This window comes from Acetobacter sp. P5B1, from assembly GCF_018811985.1.
GTDB lineage: Bacteria > Pseudomonadota > Alphaproteobacteria > Acetobacterales > Acetobacteraceae > Acetobacter > Acetobacter cerevisiae.
On record NZ_JACRVS010000012.1, the window covers coordinates 1 to 20,023 of the forward strand.

Sequence of the window (20,023 nt, forward strand, 5' to 3'; positions counted from 1 at the left end):
CATCTGCACTGGTGGGGGGGAGGGGGCGCAGAAAGCCGAGTTCGGCCACGCGGCGGATATAGGTTTCAATCTGCGCGAGTTGCCGGACTTCATTGCTACTTTCTGGCAGAAAGGTCTGAAGCATGGAGGCGATATCATCGCGACTGAGGATAAGGCGGGTCTCGCCCCCCATAGCATCAAACCGAACCAGTTGCTGGCGGAGCAGGGCTAAAAGCAGACTGACGTGGAAAGAGAGCGGACGCCGCGCAATCAGGCGGAGCATGCGGGATGCGCCTTCTTCCTCTTCCGGCTGCGGTGCGCTGCGCAGATACGCATAGCCCTCGGCGGGGTCGATAATCAGAACCAGCCCCAAAACGACGACATAATCCCGCACCTGATTTTGAAGGCGGAGCAGATGTCCCCACAAGCCTTCATCTTCCTCCCGGTAGATCACGCTTTTTAAGAGCGTAATGGCGAGCGTGGAGAGAGAAGCTGGCCCGTGAGCCGAAGCCTCTGTGTCCTCTGGGATATTGACCGTCTGGCTCATGCCGACCTCACAAAAATTACGCGTTGCAGGGTGGCGTGGCGCGTTATGATGGACCCATCCGTTGTCATGATGTCCCAGTTTACATGATCGTTTGTCTTTTCATCAATGAGGCTCTCGAAGCGCTCACTGCTGAGCTGAAGATAGGCCACGAGTTCAGACAGGCCCTGTTCCAGCGGGTAGCGATGCAGTAGTGCGGCAAGGCTGATTTGCGGGGCTTCCGCCAGAGCCTGCTGAATGTTTTCGGTCAGGCGCACGCGGTCCACCACAACCTGTTCATAAAGGGCTATGGGGTCCACATCGTCCCCCGTGTCTTCCGGCAGCGGGTCAACCGTCAGGATCGTGGGGAGTGGGGGCGAATAAAGAGGCCGTTCCATAATAAGGTCAGGGGAGGCGGCCATGGCGTCCAGATCCGTCAGCGCCTCATCGGGCGGGCAGTCGGACAAGTACGGGCGTGCCGCGATGGCGTGGGCCTCGATATTGTGCAGAATTTCCATAATGCGCCGGGTTTCCTGCCGGCTCTGGTCATCCAGAAACTGACGCAGGCGGTGGGAGAGCTGTGCGACGGTGCGCTGTGTGTGGTCGCCCGCTTCCAGCCAGTCATAATGAATACGGCGCAGGCGAGGGTCCGGGTTCTGCGCCGCAATGACGGGCAGGGAGAGAATATGTTCCAGCTGTTGCGAAAGTTCTTCCTGCCTGCGGCTGGACATGAGGAAGTTCCAGAAGGCCTGAAAACTGCGGCCCTGATCGGATTCATTAATCAGATCATGCTGGGCCAGAATTTCATCCAGCAATGCGCCTTTGGTGCCATCCCATAGAGCAACGCGTTCCCGCACGGCGCGGTCCAGACGGCGAAAATTATGTTCTACTTCACGGAAGTCGGCCAGAAGATCGCGCGCCATGCGGGTGAACTGCGAGAAGCGTTCCTTGATGCCGGTATCATCCATCAGGCTGAGATCACCACTCTGGATGCGGGCAATTTCGGCGTCAATTTCCCCCCGGCGCTGGTGCAGGTCTGCAAGGCGCTGGTCAGGGTCGCTTTGGGTGCCTTCATTCATCTGGCGCAACAGGTCAAACAGGGTCCGCAGGCGGGATTCTGTGCCGACAAAGCTACGTTCTGCCAGCTGCTCCAGCCATGAAAGCGCTTTCTCGGTGGCCGGGGTCATGTCGAACACGGCGTTGTCTGTCCCCAGCTGATAGAATTTTCTTAGCCAGCCTTTGTCCGGAGAGGCCCAGTCTTCCAGATACTCCCGGGCCGTTCTGGGGAATGCGTTTTCATCCAGCTGCTGGCGCAACGTATAGAGCGTGTCTTCCAGCGCTTCCGCCATGCTCTCGGCTTCCAGACTGCGCACGTTGGGGCGTACGAAGGCCTGATGCAAAAAGCTGAGAATAAGGGGGGCATAGTCCGAGCATAACAGGCGCCAGGCCGGATTATGCTGGCGCATGCTGTTGAGAGTTGTGAAATCAAGCTTCATCTGCGCCAGCCTCTACTGCTCTGCCCGGATGCCAAAGAAGCCTTGTTACAGGATGAGAGCAGATGAGGCGAGGGAAGTAGTAGTGCGGGCCTCTAAGGAGGCGCATGACGAGTTCCCATTATGGGAAGACAAACGGAAAAATCCCACAGACCCCTAAAATTCTCATTTTACTATTATATTTCAAATGGTTGGTGGTGCGAACTGCGGGACTCGAACCCGCACGCCCTTACGGGCTGGAGATTTTAAGTCTCCTGCGTCTACCATTCCGCCAAGTTCGCATAAGGTGGACTGTTTTTGTCAGCCATACAGGGCGTTTTACTGTGTTATGGCGGGTTTTAGCATGTTGGGCCGTGGCGGCAAGCGTTTCTGTAGCGGGTGTGTGTGTTTAGTGTGCGCCTAACAGGGCTGAGCCGTGGTGTTTCAACCATGCTTCGGCGTGGTGTCGGTGGGGGGTGAGCTGGTCTACCAGAGTCCAGAATGCTGGAGCATGGTTCATGTGGCGTAAGTGGGCCAGTTCATGCGCAATCAGATAATGTCTGACGGCAGTAGGAGCCATTACCAGACGCCAGGACAGCATGATGCGGCCAGAGGATGAGCAGCTACCCCATCGGCTGGAGGTATCGCGGATATCAAGCTGTGTGGGTCGCAAGCCGGACATCTGAGCCTGCGCACGGAGTTCCTGACCTAATATCTGCCGGGCATGCTTTTTCAAAAAATCTGTAATCCGCCTGCTGATAAACTCTTCAGCACCGCTCACACAAATCTGGTCCGCCTCTATCCAGACGCCACCACGCGCGGTGGGATGATGCACAATGGTATGCGGCTTTCCCTCAATGGGGATGGTGCGGCCCGGCAGGAAGGCGGGGGCCTGTTGCAGAGCCGTCAGGCGTTTTGTGATCCAGTGTTTCTGGATTTTGAGAAACTGCACAGCCTGTGCAGTAGAAAGCCCGGAGGGGAGTGTGACCGATACAGCCTGTCTGCGCGGGTCAATCCGGAGGGAGAGTCGTCGCGCCCGGCTGGAGGGTTTCCAGATGACGGGCACGTGGCAGTCCGGAGCGAGTTGAATGAGATCCGGCGTCTGCGTAGAAGGCGTGGGGTTGGCGCGGGGGGCTATGGCAGCACCCCGCTCAGAACGTGGAACAGGTTTTTCAGGGCGTATCGGCACGGATGTGGCGGACCGAAGGCCGCTTGTGCGCGCTGGGTTTTTTAGGTTTTTTAGCAGGCTGGCCGGGCCATGCGACGAGATAGTCTTCCAGTGCGCCAGCCTGTCGTTCACTAATGCACCGGCCTGCGGCAGAGGCCCCGGCTTCAATCACGCTTTCCGGGTTGCCGGTAATAAGCGGATGCCATGTGGGCAGGGAGCGCCCTTCGGAGAGGCGGCGGTAGGCGCAGTCAGGCGGCAGCCAGTCCAGTTCGGACACCATTGCCGGTGTCAGGGTGATGCAGTCCTGCACTTTTCTGTGCCGATGCGGGTAGTCCGTGCAGCGACAGTCGGAGACATCCAGCAGGCGGCAGGCGACGGACGTATAGTGAATTTCGTCCGTATCTTCGTCACGCAGCTTATGCAGGCAGCAACGGCCACAGCCATCACACAGGGATTCCCACTCAGCGGTGGTCATCTCTTGGAGCGGGGTGGTTTCCCAGAACGGAGCGGTGGATGAAGGGGAAGTCATGCCGCGCAGGATAAACCGGCAGGAGGCCTCAGGAAAGAGGGGCTTTGCTGATTCCCAGAGCCCCGAGCAGGCTGAGTGCCAGAGCCAGACCGATGCTGCCAGCCAGCGGACGGCCCAGAAGGGGGAGCCAGAGCAAACGGATACGGGTGAGGGACGTTGCTCCCAGTTCCTGCGCCGTGCGCCCCCAAGTTGATGGTGCGTCTTTGAGGCGGCGAAGCGGTGCGAGAGAAATGGCCGGTCCGATCAGCACACCCTGAAGAAAGGGAAGAAGCAGAGCAGCGCGGTCAAGCGGCAGCAGGAACGGCAGCGTGAGAGCGGCTGCGGTGGCGGGCAGCAGAACCAGCAGGAGCAACGTATAAAGTCGACCGCCCTGCCGCGTTAAAAGGGCCACACTGAGCACCAGCGCTGCCAGACAGATGCCCGTCAGAGCCATGAACAATGTGTGTGTGATGAGAAAAGGCAGAAGGCCGGACGCGGGAAGGTTCACCGGTCTTCGGCCCAACGTTCAAAGCGTGCAGACAGGGTTGAGAGATGCGAACTCCAGAACGTGTCATTCACTGCGATAGGGGGCAGTATGTGGCGGCTGTCCGGAGAGCCTGCATTGATTTCCGCCAGAGATGGCAGAGACGGCCAAGCATTGGCAAAGGCCTGCTTCTGGGTGGGGTGTTCCAGCCATGCCGTTAGGGCCAGCGCCGTATTTTCTTCTGCAGAGGTTTTTGGCACGCCCCATGCGTAATTAACCTGCAGGCGCTGCGGCCAGTAGAGGCCAAAACGGTCACGGTCAGCCTGTGGGGCGCTGAGAATTTCTCCGGTGGGCACGCTGCCCATCAGCGCACCACCACTTTTAAGAATACGCGCGGCTTCCTCTGGCGTGGACCACCAGACAATGTAGGGGCGCAACTGGTCGAGCTTACGGAAGGCACGTTCCACGCCGTCCTGCGTGTTCAGGACACGGTAGAGAGCGTCAGGAGAGACGCCATCGGCCAGCAGGGCAATTTCCAGCGTGGTGCGGGGGTCGCGGCGCAGGCTCCGGCGGCCCGGGTGACGCGCGACATCCCAGAAGTCCGACCAGTCGGGTGGCGTATCAAAGCGGGAACGGTCCCACGCCATGGCAAAATCAATAGACGCGGAAGACTGGCCACACCCGTTGGGGGAGGGGTCAGCCGGGTCACGCACCAGCAGGCCGAGAGAGCAACTGATTTGCAGGGAGCTGGTTTCCATCATCACGGCGGCCCAGCGGTGGGGAGACTCGGTTTCCTGCTTGCGAAGAGAGTCGATCTCCCCATCCCATGAGGAGGGCGCAAGCGGATGCTTGATAAGCTGTGCATAGGGCGTGAACAGCACTTTCTGCTGGGTGGCCGTAATGGCCCCCCCAAATGTCAGAATGCGTACCGGCTGCACCACGGTCCGATGAATCCGGCGTATCGAGCGCGCATCAGCCTGCGAAAAAGCAGGCAGCACCATGCTTCCCAGAACGAGCGCCGTCAGCCCGTGCCGAAAGAAGGCTGACAGGGCAGAGGGCCTCTGCGCACGCGGGCGAAGGGGCGTTTTGAAGGATGCGTCGCGAAACGAAAGAAGGGACAGGGGTAGCCTCACGCGGTTGCTGCTTAAGTCAAAGGTAATTCTAGCCTGATTTGTGGTCCATCGGAAAGGCGGTGGCGTTTGCTGTTTGCCAGGCAAGCAGCGCGACGCGCCCCGGTTCCAGGTCTCGCATGGTGTGAACAGGGGGGCGATGGGCAATAATTTCCCCGCCATCCTGCATGCGAAAGCGCATGTGAATGGCTGTACCCACATGCCGGGCGGAGACCAGAGTGCAGAGCACCATGTCGTTTTCTTCAGGCGGTCCGCTGAGCTGGCGCGGGAACATGACGGAGAGGCGGTCCGGCGCGATGCAGATATTGGCGAGGTCCTGTTCCTCCAGCCCCGGTGCGGCCATGGCCTCCACCGTCTCGCCCGTGGGGAGGCGGAGTTCCGCCATGTCGTCTTCTGCATACAGCACCTTGCCGGTCAGGACATTGGCTTCACCAAATGTAATGGCGACCTGCTCATGCGCGGGCCGATTAAGCAAGTCGGGCGGTGTGGCAAGCTGGAGCAGGATGCCGTTTTCCAGAATGCCGATGGTGTCTCCCGCCATCAGGGCTTCTGTGCGGTCCCGCGTGAAGAGAAGGGTGCTGAGGCCAATCGCGCGTTGCAGCTTTTCGAGCAAAGCCATAACGCGCATGGTGGCTGTATGGTCCAGAGCGCTGAACGGGCGGTTCAGGACGAGCACTTCAGGCCGCATGACGAGGGCGCGCGCCAGCTGGCCACGCAGATTTTGCTCTGGTGTGAGGCTCGCGGGTTTAAGCGCGCGCCGGCCATCCAGCCCTACCAGAGAGAGTGTTTCCGTTGTGCGGCGTTCGCTTTCCGTAGCGGAGACCTGCCCGGAAGCCCGGAGGGGGAACAGAATGTTGTCCGCCAGTGTCAGGTGCGGGAAAAGCGGCGCATGGGCCCCGATGGTGGCCAGGCCACGCAAGCCGGTCGGGCGATGGGTGACATCTTCCCCGCCAACCAGGATCTGCCCGCCATAACTGGGGGCATGTCCGGCCAGCACGTCTGTCAGGCGCGACAGGTCCTCATGCTCGGTGCCGATTCCCAGCAGGGCCACGCACTGGCCTTTCTCCACCCGCAGGCTGAGGCCGGGGAGCGGAGGGAGGAAAGCGAGATTGTGAAGGGCTAGCGGCGGGGGCGAGCTATGCGCCGTATGCATGCAACCTTATCCTTAGCGATCAGTTAAAAGAGTGTTGTCAATAAATCTAACGCGAATAGGGTGTTCCATGTCTTCTGATAAACTCAAGGATGTAAAGGCTGCTGGTGAGTCTGCTGCTGAGACAGCCCGTGATGAAATTGAAGCCGTAAAGGCGCATCTGGAACGGCTGATCACCAAGCATGTGGTGCCCGCGCTGACGAATGCTGGCGGTAAAGCCAGTGATTTGACTGAAGAAGCAGTTGCCAATGCGCGTGAACTGGCCAATCATGCGCGCAGCGATATTTCCAAGCAGACGCGTGCGCAGTCGTCATGGGTGTCCATCGCCATTTCCGGCGTTGTGGGCTTTATCCTCGGTCGGATGTCACGCTGAAGCCTCACGTGATCTGAACGAAGGTAGTCCCTGAGTCCATGCGTATTTTTGAACTTGGCAGGTCCGCCCTGCATGCACAGTCCCATCTCATGCAGCAGATGGCGGTCCGGTTAGGAAAACAGGCAGCATTTCTTGTTGCCGCCGCGGTGTTCGGGTTTTTCGCCCTGATATCCGGGCATGGACTCCTGTGGGCCCTGTTCCTGTTTACCTTCCACTGGGGCCCGGTGACGGCCGCATTCGGCGTGTTTGCGCTGGATGTGATTTTTGCTCTGATCTGTGTCCTGTTTGGCCGTCGCTCTTACCTGACGACCGCAGAAGTGGAAGCCCGCATCGCCCGTAATCGCTGTGCGACACAAATGAGGGAATCCGTCACACTGGCCGCAGTTACGGCCACGGTGGCAGGGTCTCTGGGCCGCAGCGGCACCCGCAAGGTGTGGGACGTAGTGCGCCGCAAGAAGAACTGATTTCTTTCCATCCGCCTTTGCCCATAGGTTCCATTCCAATTTTGCATTGGCGGGGGCGGATTTTTTCTGGGAATGATTGCCCTACGATTTTGTGAGCGTGCGAACAGTTTGTATGCTTGCTAGTATGGGCACATAATGGAACCTCCGCGTTATCCTGATAATAGCATCGAAACCCGCCGGTCCTTCGGGCACCGGCTGGCTCGCCTTGCGGCCATCTGGCGGCGCGAGATTGATGCGGATTTGCGCCGGTTCAGCCTGACGGATGCAACCTGGCGGCCCATCTATTATCTCAATTTTTCTGAACAGCCTGTCAGACAGACAGACCTGGCCCGTTCTCTCTCACTAGAGGCACCGTCTCTCGTGCGGTTGCTGGATGTGCTGGAAAAGCGCGGCTTTATTGTCCGGGAAATTGATGAGGAAGATCGTCGTTCCAAGCTTGTCAGCATTACGGAAGAAGGCCGGAAAGTTGCCGCACTTGTCAGCCATGCGGCAGACGATGTGGCAACGCGCCTGACCGAACATGTAACCCCGCAGGAACTGGAGCAGTGCTGCGGGATTCTTGACCGGGTTGAACAGGCCGCATCCGGGCAGAAAGATCTGGCCGGGTCAGAGCGGGCACACGCACGATGAGAGTTGCTACGAGAATGGCGTCATGCTGACGGAATTCAATCTCTTTGGTGTCTTCATGGCACCGATCGTCGTCTACGCACTGGCGGCGCTGCCCCTTACCATGTGTGTTCGTTTCGTGCTGTGGTGGAGCGGCCTGCTGGGCTGGTTCTGGCACATCGCTCTGTTCGAAGTTTCGCTCTACGTTTGTATCCTCTGCCTGCTCATTTTGTACGTCTGACCCCTGAAAAGGCTTTTGAGTCTCCGCAATGCCCCTTCTGCGCACCCTGATACGAGTTATTCTGACCCTGGCGGTTGTCTCTCTGGCCATTGTGCTGGGGGTGACCCTCTGGAACGTCTACATGATCGCTCCATGGACCCGTGATGGTCGTGTGCGTGTGTATGTTGTGGACGTGGCTCCTGAAGTCTCGGGCACTGTGGTGCAGATCCCGGTGGTGGATAACCAGTTTGTGCATAAGGGGGACCCGCTGTTTGTGCTGGACCCCGTACGCTTCCGTCTGGCGATCCGTGAGGCACAGGCCCGACTGGATGGCGCACTGGAAGATTTGAAGCTCAAGCGCAATGATGCCCGCCGCCGTATGGGGCTGGGTGGCATTGTCTCGGCGGAAGAGCAGGAAGTCTTTAACTCCAATGTGGCAACGCAGATTGCCGCGGTGGATGCAGCCCGCGCCGCGCTGGACGTGGCCAAACTGAACCTTCAGCGTTCTGTTCTGTATTCCCCGGTTAATGGTTACGTGACCAACCTCAATCTGCGGGTGGGTGATTACGCATCCTCCGGGCAGGCCCGTCTGGCTGTGATTGATGCCGACTCCTACTGGGTTTACGGCTACTTTGAAGAAACCAAGATGTGGGGCGTGCATGTGGGTGATGAAGCCCGCGTCAAGCTGATGGGCTATAAGCCGATCCTGACTGGCCATGTGGTGAGTATTGCCCGCGGTATTAACGATACCAACGGTACCCCCGACAAGCTGGGCCTGCAGGATGTGAACCCCATCTTTACCTGGGTGCGTCTGGCCCAGCGTATCCCGGTGCGTATCCATCTTGACCATGTGCCGGACAGCGTGACACTGGCTGCCGGCATGACAGCGACTGTCAGCGTTGGGCCGGAGCCACGTGGCCGACGAGGCAAGATGACCACCTGGCTGCAAGATCATCTCTGAGAGCGGCATGGAACATAAGATGAAGGTTCATCGTCGCCTCGGCCTTTTCATGGCGTCTTCCCTGATGCTTTCGGCCTGTACTGTCGGGCCGAACTATCAGGCAGAGCGCATGAAGGTGCCGGCCCAGTTCAAGGAAGCAGCGGAAGAGCACCCTGCAACCCAGGAAGAAATTGACCGCACCAACAAGGAAATGACCGAGTGGTGGGCGGCGTTCAAGGACCCGGTGCTGACCGGTCTGGTCGAGCAGGCGATCAAAGGAAACTATGATCTCCAGATTGCCGGGCAGCGCATTCTGGCCGAACGCGCCATCCGTGACCGGTCTGCCTCGCAGTGGTATCCGCAGATGGATGCCAATATTGGTGGCGGGGATGTGCGGTATTCCCTGAACATTGATAACTGGCCGATCCGCCCCGGCAACCCGCAGAACCGGCCGGAAGCCTCCATGCTGACCTATGGCGCAATGGCGACGTGGGAAGTGGACGTATTCGGGCGTATCCGCCGTGATGTGGAAGCGCATGAGCGTGCCGTGGAAGCCTCCATTGAAGGCCGTCGTGCGCTCCTGATGACGATGCTGTCCGAACTGGCATCTGACTATATGCTGCTGCGGGTCACGCAGTTGCAGATCAAAATTGCTACGGACAATATCCGCGTTGCCAAAAATGCGGTGGATCTGACCAACAAGCTGTATCTGGAAGGCGTGGGGAACACCCTGCAGATTGCGCAGGCTCAGGCCGAGCTGGATACGCAGATTGCAGCGCGTGAACCGCTGAAAACTCGTGTCTCTCAGGTAACGCACGCTATTGCCGTGCTGCTGGGGCAGATGCCGGGTTCTCTGGAAGATGAACTGAAGGTGCCGCGGCCCCTGCCGACCGTGCCGGAATTTCCCGCGACCCTGCCGTCTGTCGTGATTGCCAACCGCCCGGATATCCGTATGGCGGAACGGCAGTACGCACTGGCGACGGCGCAGATTGGCGTGGCTGTGGCTAACCTGTATCCGCACTTTGTCATTCCGCTGACCTTCAACCCGAACGCATCGGCCATGTATCAGCTGTTTCAGGTCAATGCCATGAGCTGGCAGTTCCTGATGATGGCGAGCCTGCCGCTGATGCACGGTGGCAAGATGACGTCTGAAGTCCGGGCGGCTCAGGCCTCGGCGGAAGCAGCGCGTCTGACCTATCGCCAGTCCGTGTTGAACGGCTTCAAGGAAGTTGAAGACGCCATGGCGGCCTGGCATGATGACATTGAATATGCCGAGCAGCTGCATAAAGCGGCAGAAGACAGTGCCACGGCCAGTGAGCGGGCACGGCGGTTGTATGGTGCTGGTCTGGTCGGCTTCCTGGAAGTGCTGACAACCGAGCGCACCACCCTGAATGCGCAGAACATGGAAGCGCTGGCTCGTCTGGAACGTCTGCGTGATGCTGTGAATCTGTACACGGCATTGGGCGCAGGCTGGAAAGGTGTGGCGCTGACCAATTCCACCCTGCCGGTTTCCCTCGAAACACAAAACGTGCTAGCGCGGGCCTTCAAGCAATGATCTGAAAGGTCACATCATGAGCAAGTCTTCGTCTCCTTATGTGCGTCGGTTGCTCTGGATTGTGGCCTGTTTTGTGGGTGGTTTTGCGCTGCTGTGCGTGAGTGGCTGGGCGCTTGTTGTCAACGGCAGCACGCAGGACTCCGCGCTGGTGACAGCCCTGCGCTGGCTGCCCGTTGCGACGGGTGCGATCACGGTAGCGGCGGGATTTTTCCTGCTGTCTCTGCCTGTGCCAGAAGACCCGGAAGATTTCTTTCTGCCGGATGATGCTGACGGCGAACTTGAGAGAACAGACGGAAAATAAGAAGAGGTTCAGCCCGTTATCAGAGCTGAACCCTTCTCGCCCTGACCGTCAGGCTTTGACGGACAGGAAATCGGCCAGAGCTTCGTTAAACAGAAGCGGTGCCTGCAGGAAGGCAAAATGGCTGGTCTCCGGCAGGATCATGTAAGAACTGTCCGGAATATGCGCCACCAGATATTCCAGATGGGGGTGATGAATCATCTCATCCCGGTCCCCGTCTACAATCCACGCAGGACAGCGGATGGCGTTCAGGCGGTCTTCCGTAAATTCGGCATCATGCTCCCATTTCCACAGGCCCCAGACGGTTTTTGAAAAGACATCAAATTCATCCGGGGTTGGGGAAAGCTTGCGGTAGTCTTCTGTTGCGCGTTTTACAAAAGCGTTGACCACCTTATCCCCGCTACAGGCCAGATTAAGGCCGGAGGCGGACATATGCGCCCCATAAGCAAAGATGCGTTTGATGCGGTCCGGGTGTTCAGAGGCCAGAATGATGCTCTGCACACCGCCGTCACTCCACCCGACGAGACTGGCATTCGGAATTTCCAGATGGTTCATCAGGTGAATGATATCGTCGGCCATTTGGGCGTAGCTGAGGGGTTTATCCCCTAACGTGCTACGGCCATGCCCTCGGCTATCCACGAGGATGACACGGTGCGTTTTGGCAAGATACGCAGCCTGTATCCCCCAGTAATCAGAGTTCGCCATACCGCCATGCAGCATGATGATGACATCGTCCCCTGCGCCGCCCTCCGTATAATAGAGAGAGCATCCGTTAATGGGGGCGTGCTGTCCTTTAAAGGAGGCCAGAGGGGCCGGGGTGGCGGGCAGGGTTTGCCAGCGTTTTGTTAAATGCTCAGTCATATCGTCAGGCCTCGTAAAAGAGCGTGTTGTGGGCATCTTGTTATAACAAGATGCCCTACGCTTTTAGATGGCTGTGTATGACGAGACTTGCAAATGTGTGGGGCGGGATGCTGTTTCCCCAGATCCTCCGCTTGTCTTTTTGTTTGAAAAGCGATGGACTGGGGAATTCGTTGCCAGGCAACAGGCCTTATTTCTTAGGCGTCCGAACAGCTGTCACTTCAATTTCAATCAGCCAGCCGGGGTTGGCGAGCTGGGCCACGGCAAAGGCGGAGCGCACCGGTAGGTTAGGCTGCTTTTCTGTGCCGAAATACTGGGTGTAGGCCTTCATCATGCCATCAAAATCCAGCTGTTTCGTGCGCGGGTCCGCCACCATATAGATGTGCATCTGCACAACATCCCCCATGGTCAGGTTCAGCTTTTTCAGCTCGCCTTCAATGCGCTGGAGGGAGGCGAGTGTCTGGGCACGGGTGTCGCCATAGGCCTCAAGGCTTTTGGGCGGTGCGGTTTTGTCCTGCACCGGAGCCCCCATGCCGCTGAGATAAATGGTGGTGGCCCCGGCGGGGACTTCCACAGCGGTGGAGATGGGGAATTTCCCCTCACCATGACGGATCACACCGCCCTCAGCATGCGCCAGAGCAGGGAAGGCAGCCAGAGCCGTCAGGGCTGCGGCGGGGATCAGGCTTTTAAAAAGGCGCACGTTATTCTTCCTCTACTGACAGATGGGGACGCATTTCAGAAACGTCTTCTGGTTTCAGTGCATCAGTATAATGGTTCCCGAAATGTGTGCGAACGTAATTGACGACATTGGCCACCTGCTGGTCATTCAGCAGCCCGGCAAACCAGGGCATGCCGCCAAAGCCGTTCAGCACCACATAAGCCGGATACTCGGCACTTTTCAGTTTGGGGTTGCCGGCCAGAGCCGGGAACTGGGCCCCGGCTCCCACAGCGCCTTTGCCGTCTGGCATATGGCAGCTCTGGCAGACGTGATGATAAATGGCCTCCCCATCCGGCAGGACCTGCATTTTACCGGCGACGGCACTCGCACTGTCCGCATGGGCTGCAACCGGGGCGAGGGCAGGGGAGGCAAGGCCTGCGGTAAGGCAGAGAGACGTTACAAGCAGAAATTTACGCATCAGGCGGCTCCCAGCGCGCGTTTGTGCAGACGGGTCACGGCATCCAGTGCGGAGAGAATGGCCCCTTCCTGCCAGCACCCGACGTAAGAGGCATGCTCACCTGCCAGAACGAGGCGATTGTCCACGGCGCACAGTGTTTTGTAATGGGTTTTCCGGGCTTCTTCCGTCCACATGGAGCAGCAGCCCAGAGTCCAGGGCACGCGGCTCCATGCAAAACTGACGCCGTTTGAAAACTCTTTGCGGTACTGAGGATGAATGGCCATGCCCTGATCCAGAGCCCGCTGAATACGCTCTTCCGGTGTCATGCCTGCAAAGTCATAAGCGGCGGGGCCGAACATGTAGCCGCCTAGCAAGACCGCAGGGCCTTTTGAGAAAATGCCGTTGCTGGGGTAGGAAATCTGGCTAATCTGCTGGTCGGTAAAGCTGATGCCACCGTAAATCTGATCATCTTCCTCCCAGAAGCGGCGCTTGAACTCCATCCCCATTTTGACGGAGGACGCATAGGGCACGGCGGCAATGGCGGCCTTCATCCCCGCATTAACCTGCAGATCAAGCTGAGACAGCACAGAAAGCGGAATGGTGCAGACACAATAATCGGCCTGCGCCTGCCGCACAGCATCGCCATGGGCGGTGTCAGTGTAGGTAACGGTCACGCCGCGGTCATCCTGATGGATGGAGGAGACCTTGCAGTTCAGCGTGATGAGGTCTTTGACCTGGCGGGTGAAGCCTTTGCCGATCTGGTCCATCCCGCCGACGGGCTGGAACATGGTGGTCTGCATGTCCAGCCGTTCGTGAAAGGCCATCCAGTTCCACAGGCCGGACTGCATGACATCTTTACGGGCAAACGGATCGGAGGGGACGGGCGCGCCATCAATCCCACCGCCCTGCGGTTTTTCAAACCCCCGGCGCAGGGAACTGGTGTTGCCTTTGGCGTAGGCCATGTCCTTATTCAGAGCACCCCAGGATTTCATGGCGTCCCGGATATGGGCGCGTTCCTCTTCCGGGACCAACTCATCCAGCTTGTGCTGGTCAATGGCTTTGGCCAGCAGTTCTGCCGTAAAGCCGTTGAAGTCAGACGCCAGTTCCCGATAGCGTACGGCCTTGCCGCCAAAGGCGCCGGTGGAGTGCAGCCAGCTATTGTGGTTCAGCTCGATAAAGGGTTCGAGCTGCACGCCAAACTCACGGCAATAATGCAGCAAACCCTGATGGTGGTACGGGATACGCCATGGGCCGGGGTTGATATAATTGCCCGGTGCAAAACCAACTTTCTGGGTGGCACCGCCCAGTTCCTTGACGGTGTCACCCCCGCGCAGGCTGATATTGCGGCCGCCGCTGCGGCTTTGGAATTCCAGAATCTGGACTTTGTAACCCGCTTTCCGCAGTTCATAGGCCGAGAGCATCCCGGCCAGACCCGCACCCAGCACCAGCACACGGGTGCCGGGCTTAGCGCCTGAAAGCTGGGGTGGGCCACGGAAATCTGTGCCCATGGCGTGGCCCAGAGTGGTCATGGCCTGATACAGCGCGGCGCTGCCAGCCAGAGTGCCGATGCGGGTCAGAAGCTGCCGGCGCGTCGGTGCGGTGGGCGGATGAGCGTGTGGCATCAGGTAATCCCGAGATGATGTCAAGAATAGTCAGGCCGCATGGAATGACCGGCATTTCCTCACAACAGATCATGACGGAATCAGATCGTTTGTGTATCGTAATGCTAAGCCATCTGTTACGGCATGACAACATCTCAGATGCGCCAAATCGTGCAAAATAGTGCGCAGGGATTTTTACTGAGGCCAGGTCCAGTTCCGGATTTCGGGCATGTCCTCGCCATGCTCACACACATAGCGTTCATGTTCCGCCAGTTTGTCGCGCACGGCCTGATGCGTATAGGCCGCCTGACTGGCCAGCCGGGGCACCCGCCGGATGACGTTGGCCACAAGGTGGAAACGGTCCAGATGGTTGCGCACGGTCATGTCAAACGGGGTGGTGGTGGTGCCTTCCTCCCGGAAACCATGCACATGGAAATTGGCGGCATTTTTCCGTTTATAGATGAGTTGATGCACCAGTGCCGGATAGCCGTGGAAAGCAAAGATCACGGGTTTGTCTGAGGTGAAGAGCGCATCAAACGTCTCATCCGGCAGGCCGTGCGGGTGCTGCTCCGGCGTTTGCAGCGTCATCAGATCGACCACGTTTACAAAACGGATTTTTACATCCGGAAGGTATTCATTCAGCAGGCTGACAGCGGCGAGAGCTTCCAGTGTCGGCACATCGCCCGCACTTGCGATGACAACGTCCGGCGCGCTCCCTTTGTCATTACTCGCCCATTCCCACATGCCAATGCCTTGCTGGCAGTGGGTGAGGGCATCATCCATGCTGAGCCACTGCAATTCCGGTTGTTTGCCAGCCACAATGACATTGATGCGGTCCCGGCTGCGCAGGCAGTGGTCGGCCACGCACAGCAGCGTATTGGCATCCGGCGGCAGATAGATGCGCACGGTCTCGGCTTTCTTGTTCACCATATGATTCAGAAAGCCGGGGTCCTGATGGCTGAACCCATTATGGTCCTGCCGCCAGACATGGGACGTGAGCAGATAGTTCAGTGAGGCAATGGGTCGCCGCCAGCTGGTTTCCCGCGAGGTTTTCAGCCACTTGGCGTGCTGGTTCACCATGGAATCGATAATGTGGATGAAGGCCTCATAGCAGGACAGAAAGCCGTGGCGGCCTGTCAGCAAATAGCCTTCCAGCCAGCCCTGACAGGTGTGTTCGCTGAGGATTTCCATCACATGGCCGTCTTTGGCCAGATGATCATCATACGGTTCCGTTTCCGCGTTCCAGGCGCGGTTGGTGACATCCAGAACGGCGTTCAGGCGGTTGGAATTGTTTTCATCCGGGGCCAGCACACGGAAGTTCCGTTTGTCCAGATTGGCCGCCATGACATCTTTCAGCCATTCACCCAGAACGCGGGTGGATTCTGCCACGGTCTTACCGGGTGCTGTTATAGCGACGGCATGGGCGCGGAAATCTGGCAGGCGGAGGGGGCGGAGCAGCGCGCCGCCATTGGCGTAAGGGCTGGCGCTCATCCGCTTGCTGGGCGGTGGGGTAAGGGCGGCAATTTCTTCTTTTAGGCTGCCATTTTCATCAAACAATTCTTCCGGCTTGTAGGACTTCATCCATTCTTCAAGAATAGCGAGGTGGCCGGGTTTTTCCATATGATCGACCGGCACCTGATGCGCCCGCCAGAACCCTTCCGTGCGCAGGCCATCTACCGTTTTGGGGCAGGTCCAGCCCTTGGGGCTGCGGAGAACGATCATTGGCCATGTAGGGCGCTGTGGGGCGGCCTTACTGCTACGAGCGGCAGTCTGAATGGCGGTAATGCGGGCAAAAGCCTCGTCCATGGCTTTTGCCATAGCCTGATGCATGGGGGCCGGGTCATGCCCCTCCACAAAAATTGGCTCGTAGCCACAGCCTTTCAGGAAATCACGCAGCTCATGCTTGGGGATGCGGGCCAGAACGGTGGGGTTGGCAATTTTGTAGCCATTCAGATGCAGGATGGGGAGCACGGCCCCGTCTGTTTTGGGGTCGAGAAACTTGTTGGAATGCCATGAGGTGGCGAGTGGCCCGGTTTCTGCCTCGCCATCCCCCACCACACAGGCGACCACAAGGTCCGGATGGTCAAACACCGCGCCATAGGCGTGGGAGAGGGAGTAGCCCAGTTCACCGCCTTCATGAATAGAGCCGGGTGTGGTGGCGGCCGCATGGCTGGGGATGCCACCGGGGAAGGAGAACTGACGGAAGAGGCGCGTCATGCCCTCTTCATCCTGCGTCACATCCGGGAAGTATTCCGTATAGGTGCCTTCCATCCATGTGGAAGCAATCAGCCCCGGCGCCCCGTGGCCGGGCCCGGCGACAAACAGGATATCCTGCCCCTGTGCCCGAATAATACGGTTGAGGTGCAGCCAGATGAAATTCAGCCCCGGTGTGGTGCCCCAATGGCCCAGAAGGCGCTTTTTGATGTGCTCCAGCTTGAGCGGTTCCCGCAGCAGAGCATTACGCAGCAGGTAGATCTGGCCAATGGAAAGATAATTGGCGGCGTGCCACCATTTATTGAACAGATCCAGCTCTTCGGCTGAAAGCGGGCCGGGGTTTGGGGCGGTGCTGGTCATGGTGGTCCTTCCGGGGAAAGGGGCAGAGACGAGGGAGCATAGACCAGAAACGTTCGGACTGGAGTACGGTTCGGGTATGGCTGAGGTCGAGTAGCGACATAAAATGGGACGGTGTCTCTTAAATCTAAAGAGCGTCGTCATCAGCTGGATGGCGGCAGAATGTTGCTATATAGCAACTACCCCTCAAAAACATTCCGGAATCGATTCATAGTGATGGCAGTTTCCTGAGTGCCTCCTCATACTGCGGAAATAACTTGGGTCGTGGTGTCCTAAAGTACTTTTGCAGAAAGTATCGGGTGAGGCATGATGATAAGAAACAAAATTTTCTTGATGACGACCACACTGTGTGTCGTAACGCCTTCTATTACCGCAGTGGCTGCACCATCTGAAAAATATCGTCCCGCAGCGCAAAAACATCCTGTTGATCAGGCACATTCCCAAAAAAGTAAAATAAGTTCTGCAAAGTCGTCTTCATCTCATGTTCCGCCAGCACGTCATAAAGATACGGGCCCCATGATGGCGGGAGAGGCAGAAACAATTAACGTAACAACAGGAACACATTCGACCAACCGCAAGGCGCGTCAAAGCACATCTCCTGTAACGGTTGTCTCGGCTGCCACTTTGGCCCGATCAGGACAAATGAATCTCGCAGATGCGCTGACACGCACTTATGCTTCCATTAACGTTGTTGCAATGGGAGCGGATTCTGCGGCCTTGACCTCATCCATTCAGATGCGTGGGTTGGGGCCGAATGAAGTTCTTGTTCTGGTTGATGGCAAACGGCGGCATAATACTGCAAACATTGTTGCAGATTCTGGCCCGCAGTTTGGTTCTACAGGGGCTGATATTAACAGCATCCCCGCCAATATGATTGATCATATTGAAGTGCTGGAGGATGGAGCCGCGGCCATGTATGGCTCGGACGCCATTGCCGGGGTTGTTAATATTATCACCAAGAAAAGAGACCATGGCGTGAGCATGAGCGCACAAACAGGCGCTAATGCGTATAATGGTGACGGGTGGCAATACCAGTTAAATGCCGATGGCGGTTTGAAATGGGGGAATAATGGTTTTCTCCATCTTAGCGGCCAGATGTATCATACTGATCATATGACCGTAGGGGCGAAGGACCACCGCCTTCTGGGGTATTGGCCAGAAGGTGCCTCTACAAATGGCTACTATACGGGATCTGTAAAAGTTCCTCTTGATTCAAACAAGATTCTTGGTCGTCCTGAAGAAACGCGTGAGAATTTTGGAATGGATTGGGGTAAGGATCTCGTGGATGATCGCCTGCAGTTTTACGGCAACCTGACCTACATGCACCGGCATGGGGAGGCTTACGAAAACTATCGGATTCCTAGTAGTGCACCCAGTATGTATCCTTGGGGTTATTCTCCATTAGAAACTAACGAAGAAAACGACTACGCCGTCACAATGGGCCTGAAAGGGAACAGGCTTTTTGGAGATTGGGATTGGGACGCAAGTTCAACTTATGGTGCTGACGGTACCAAGATTGGTAATAAAAATACCGTCAACACAGGGATGCTTGCCTCAACATGTTCTACTAATCCTTCCAGCGCATATTATTCGACAGATGGTTGCGGCTGGTCACCCACATCTACCCGGGCTGAAACTTACCGGATGGCCCAATGGACCAATAATCTGGATTTTCGTCATCGCTTTAATATTGCCCACACTGTACCGATGACACTGGCCATAGGTGGAGAGCATCGACTTGAAACCTATCAAATTATAGCGGGTAACCCGAACTCCTATGAGCTGGGTGGCACGCAGGGGTATGCGGGTCTGGGGCCGCAGAGCGCGGGGAACTGGCACCGTGATATTTTTGCGGCTTATATTGATGGTGATTTCCATCCTTTGAAAAACTGGGATTTGGATTTTGCTGGCCGCTTTGAGCATTATACGGATGTGGGCAATACTCAGACGGGGAAAATTTCAACCCGCTATGATGCGACAAAATGGCTGGCATTTCGGGCAACAATCAGTACCGGATTTCGCGCACCCACCCTTGCAGAGCAGCATTACAGCGCAATGAATGTTGGTCCAACCAGTGCGTCTGGTATGCTTGCCGCGTCATCGGCGGCGGCACGTGCTTTGGGGGCTTCAAAGCTAAAGCCGGAGCAGTCTGTCAGTGAGAGTGGTGGTATTGTTATTGAGCCAATAAAAGGGTTTCATATTGAAGCCGATGTCTATCAGATCAATCTGCGTGACCGTATTGTAGGCGGCGGGACGGTCAATGGTCAGGCTGCAGTCAATGCTATTGAAGCAATGGGGTATACGCTTGCCGGACCAGCTTTGTCTGACCCGTCTCAGGATAGCGCCTATTATCTCACCAATGGTGCGAGTACCCGGACTCAGGGGCTGGATATCAAAGCGGACTATGCTTTTCACATGGAGCGTTATGGGACGCTGAATTTGTCAATGGCGCTTGATCTGAACCGGACGCGCCTCCATCACAACGGTCTGGATTCCAATGGGAATGAAGTTCTGAACGCACAAAATATTGGCTATATCACAACAGCCTATCCTCGTAGCAAAATCATTCTCAATGCATTTTATACGGTGGATAAGTGGGATATTAATATTCGTCAGACACGTTATGGCGAAACAACAAATATGCTGGAATATCAGGACTGGACAAATGGCGCCCTGACATGTCCTGCAGATGGACAGGCTCTCCGCTATTCCAATACCTGCTTTGCTCAATTTAAGAATTCACCACGGTGGCTGACTGATCTGGAAGTTGGTTATCGTTTCAATAAAAATTTCCATCTGGCTGTTGGTGCAAACAATATTTTCAACGTACGTCCACGCAGAATTCCGCATGTGAATCAGGCTTATGGCAGCCAGGTTTATGACCAGTTCTCGCTCCAGGTGCCGATTACTGGAGGATACTATTACGGGCGATTGAATGTCACATTCTGAAAACAGATTATATAAAAAGTAAAAATACTGATTTTTTGGTTATTTTCTTCTGATGTAAG

The 20,023-nt window shown here is 57.0% G+C and carries 20 protein-coding genes and 1 tRNA gene; 8 read left to right on the forward strand and 13 right to left on the reverse strand.

Annotation, left to right across the window (positions count from 1 at the left end; genetic code table 11):
* The 8 genes from KP703_RS09190 to KP703_RS09225 form a co-directional block, all read right to left on the reverse strand.
* Positions 1-526: DUF4194 domain-containing protein (locus tag KP703_RS09190; RefSeq protein ID WP_215754607.1), on the reverse strand; the 526-nt coding region annotated here is incomplete at its 3' end.
* Positions 523-1,998, reverse strand: coding sequence for a DUF3375 domain-containing protein (locus tag KP703_RS09195; RefSeq protein WP_215754608.1), 1,476 nt, complete (start codon positions 1,996-1,998; stop codon positions 523-525). The genes KP703_RS09190 and KP703_RS09195, both read right to left, overlap by 4 nt.
* 192 nt (positions 1,999-2,190) lie before the next feature.
* A tRNA-Leu gene (locus KP703_RS09200) sits at positions 2,191-2,276 on the reverse strand.
* A 107-nt stretch (positions 2,277-2,383) separates the two neighbouring features.
* The gene (locus KP703_RS09205; RefSeq protein ID WP_215754645.1) at positions 2,384-3,064 is read right to left on the reverse strand and encodes a SprT family zinc-dependent metalloprotease; all 681 of its coding nucleotides are present in this window, start codon (positions 3,062-3,064) and stop codon (positions 2,384-2,386) included.
* Between the two features lie 82 nt (positions 3,065-3,146).
* Positions 3,147-3,671, reverse strand: a complete 525-nt coding sequence (locus KP703_RS09210; protein ID WP_062142029.1) for a YcgN family cysteine cluster protein — start codon at positions 3,669-3,671, stop codon at positions 3,147-3,149.
* A gap of 28 nt (positions 3,672-3,699) precedes the next feature.
* Positions 3,700-4,104 carry a hypothetical protein gene (locus KP703_RS09215; RefSeq protein ID WP_215754609.1) on the reverse strand — a complete coding sequence of 135 codons (405 nt, stop codon included), beginning with the start codon at positions 4,102-4,104 and terminating at the stop codon, positions 3,700-3,702.
* Between the two features lie 50 nt (positions 4,105-4,154).
* The gene (locus KP703_RS15850; RefSeq protein WP_215754610.1) at positions 4,155-5,267 is read right to left on the reverse strand and encodes an extracellular solute-binding protein; all 1,113 of its coding nucleotides are present in this window, start codon (positions 5,265-5,267) and stop codon (positions 4,155-4,157) included.
* Between the two features lie 28 nt (positions 5,268-5,295).
* Entirely contained in the window at positions 5,296-6,417 is a 1,122-nt protein-coding gene (locus KP703_RS09225; protein WP_215754611.1) for an ABC transporter ATP-binding protein, read from the reverse strand.
* A gap of 67 nt (positions 6,418-6,484) precedes the next feature.
* Between KP703_RS09225 and KP703_RS09230 the strand changes: the two genes are divergently transcribed.
* The 7 genes from KP703_RS09230 to KP703_RS09260 all read left to right on the forward strand — a co-directional run bounded on the left by KP703_RS09230 (position 6,485) and on the right by KP703_RS09260 (position 10,873).
* The gene (locus tag KP703_RS09230) at positions 6,485-6,787 is read left to right on the forward strand and encodes a hypothetical protein (RefSeq protein ID WP_043551376.1); all 303 of its coding nucleotides are present in this window, start codon (positions 6,485-6,487) and stop codon (positions 6,785-6,787) included.
* Between the two features lie 38 nt (positions 6,788-6,825).
* Positions 6,826-7,251 carry a hypothetical protein gene (locus KP703_RS09235; RefSeq protein ID WP_043551375.1) on the forward strand — a complete coding sequence of 142 codons (426 nt, stop codon included), beginning with the start codon at positions 6,826-6,828 and terminating at the stop codon, positions 7,249-7,251.
* 135 nt (positions 7,252-7,386) lie between these two features.
* Positions 7,387-7,881 carry a MarR family winged helix-turn-helix transcriptional regulator gene (locus KP703_RS09240; protein ID WP_061507925.1) on the forward strand — a complete coding sequence of 165 codons (495 nt, stop codon included), beginning with the start codon at positions 7,387-7,389 and terminating at the stop codon, positions 7,879-7,881.
* A 22-nt stretch (positions 7,882-7,903) separates the two neighbouring features.
* Positions 7,904-8,098: a DUF1656 domain-containing protein gene (locus tag KP703_RS09245; RefSeq protein ID WP_025826372.1), complete on the forward strand. Its 195-nt coding sequence runs from the start codon at positions 7,904-7,906 to the stop codon at positions 8,096-8,098.
* Positions 8,099-8,126: 28 nt separating this feature from the next.
* Positions 8,127-9,038 (forward strand): HlyD family secretion protein, encoded by a 912-nt coding sequence (locus KP703_RS09250; protein ID WP_025826370.1) that lies wholly within the window; start codon positions 8,127-8,129, stop codon positions 9,036-9,038.
* A 19-nt stretch (positions 9,039-9,057) separates the two neighbouring features.
* Positions 9,058-10,572 carry an efflux transporter outer membrane subunit gene (locus KP703_RS09255; RefSeq protein WP_062249131.1) on the forward strand — a complete coding sequence of 505 codons (1,515 nt, stop codon included), beginning with the start codon at positions 9,058-9,060 and terminating at the stop codon, positions 10,570-10,572.
* 16 nt (positions 10,573-10,588) lie between these two features.
* The gene (locus KP703_RS09260) at positions 10,589-10,873 is read left to right on the forward strand and encodes a hypothetical protein (protein ID WP_062142024.1); all 285 of its coding nucleotides are present in this window, start codon (positions 10,589-10,591) and stop codon (positions 10,871-10,873) included.
* 48 nt (positions 10,874-10,921) lie between these two features.
* On the opposite strand, the gene KP703_RS09265 is transcribed toward KP703_RS09260, so the two are convergent.
* From KP703_RS09265 to KP703_RS09285, 5 genes are all read right to left on the reverse strand, one after another.
* Positions 10,922-11,731 (reverse strand): alpha/beta fold hydrolase, encoded by an 810-nt coding sequence (locus KP703_RS09265; protein WP_215754612.1) that lies wholly within the window; start codon positions 11,729-11,731, stop codon positions 10,922-10,924.
* A 187-nt stretch (positions 11,732-11,918) separates the two neighbouring features.
* Complete coding sequence (locus KP703_RS09270) at positions 11,919-12,428, reverse strand: RidA family protein (RefSeq protein WP_082779549.1); 510 nt, start codon at positions 12,426-12,428, stop codon at positions 11,919-11,921.
* Between the two features lies 1 nt (position 12,429).
* The gene (locus KP703_RS09275) at positions 12,430-12,864 is read right to left on the reverse strand and encodes a cytochrome c (protein WP_062142022.1); all 435 of its coding nucleotides are present in this window, start codon (positions 12,862-12,864) and stop codon (positions 12,430-12,432) included.
* Positions 12,864-14,465, reverse strand: coding sequence for a flavin monoamine oxidase family protein (locus tag KP703_RS09280; RefSeq protein WP_215754613.1), 1,602 nt, complete (start codon positions 14,463-14,465; stop codon positions 12,864-12,866). Before KP703_RS09280 ends, KP703_RS09275 begins: the two co-directional genes overlap by 1 nt.
* A gap of 174 nt (positions 14,466-14,639) precedes the next feature.
* Positions 14,640-17,018: a phosphoketolase gene (locus KP703_RS09285; protein ID WP_215754614.1), complete on the reverse strand. Its 2,379-nt coding sequence runs from the start codon at positions 17,016-17,018 to the stop codon at positions 14,640-14,642.
* A gap of 306 nt (positions 17,019-17,324) precedes the next feature.
* Between KP703_RS09285 and KP703_RS09290 the strand changes: the two genes are divergently transcribed.
* Entirely contained in the window at positions 17,325-19,964 is a 2,640-nt protein-coding gene (locus KP703_RS09290) for a TonB-dependent receptor plug domain-containing protein (RefSeq protein WP_373687468.1), read from the forward strand.
* Positions 19,965-20,023: the final 59 nt, after the last annotated feature.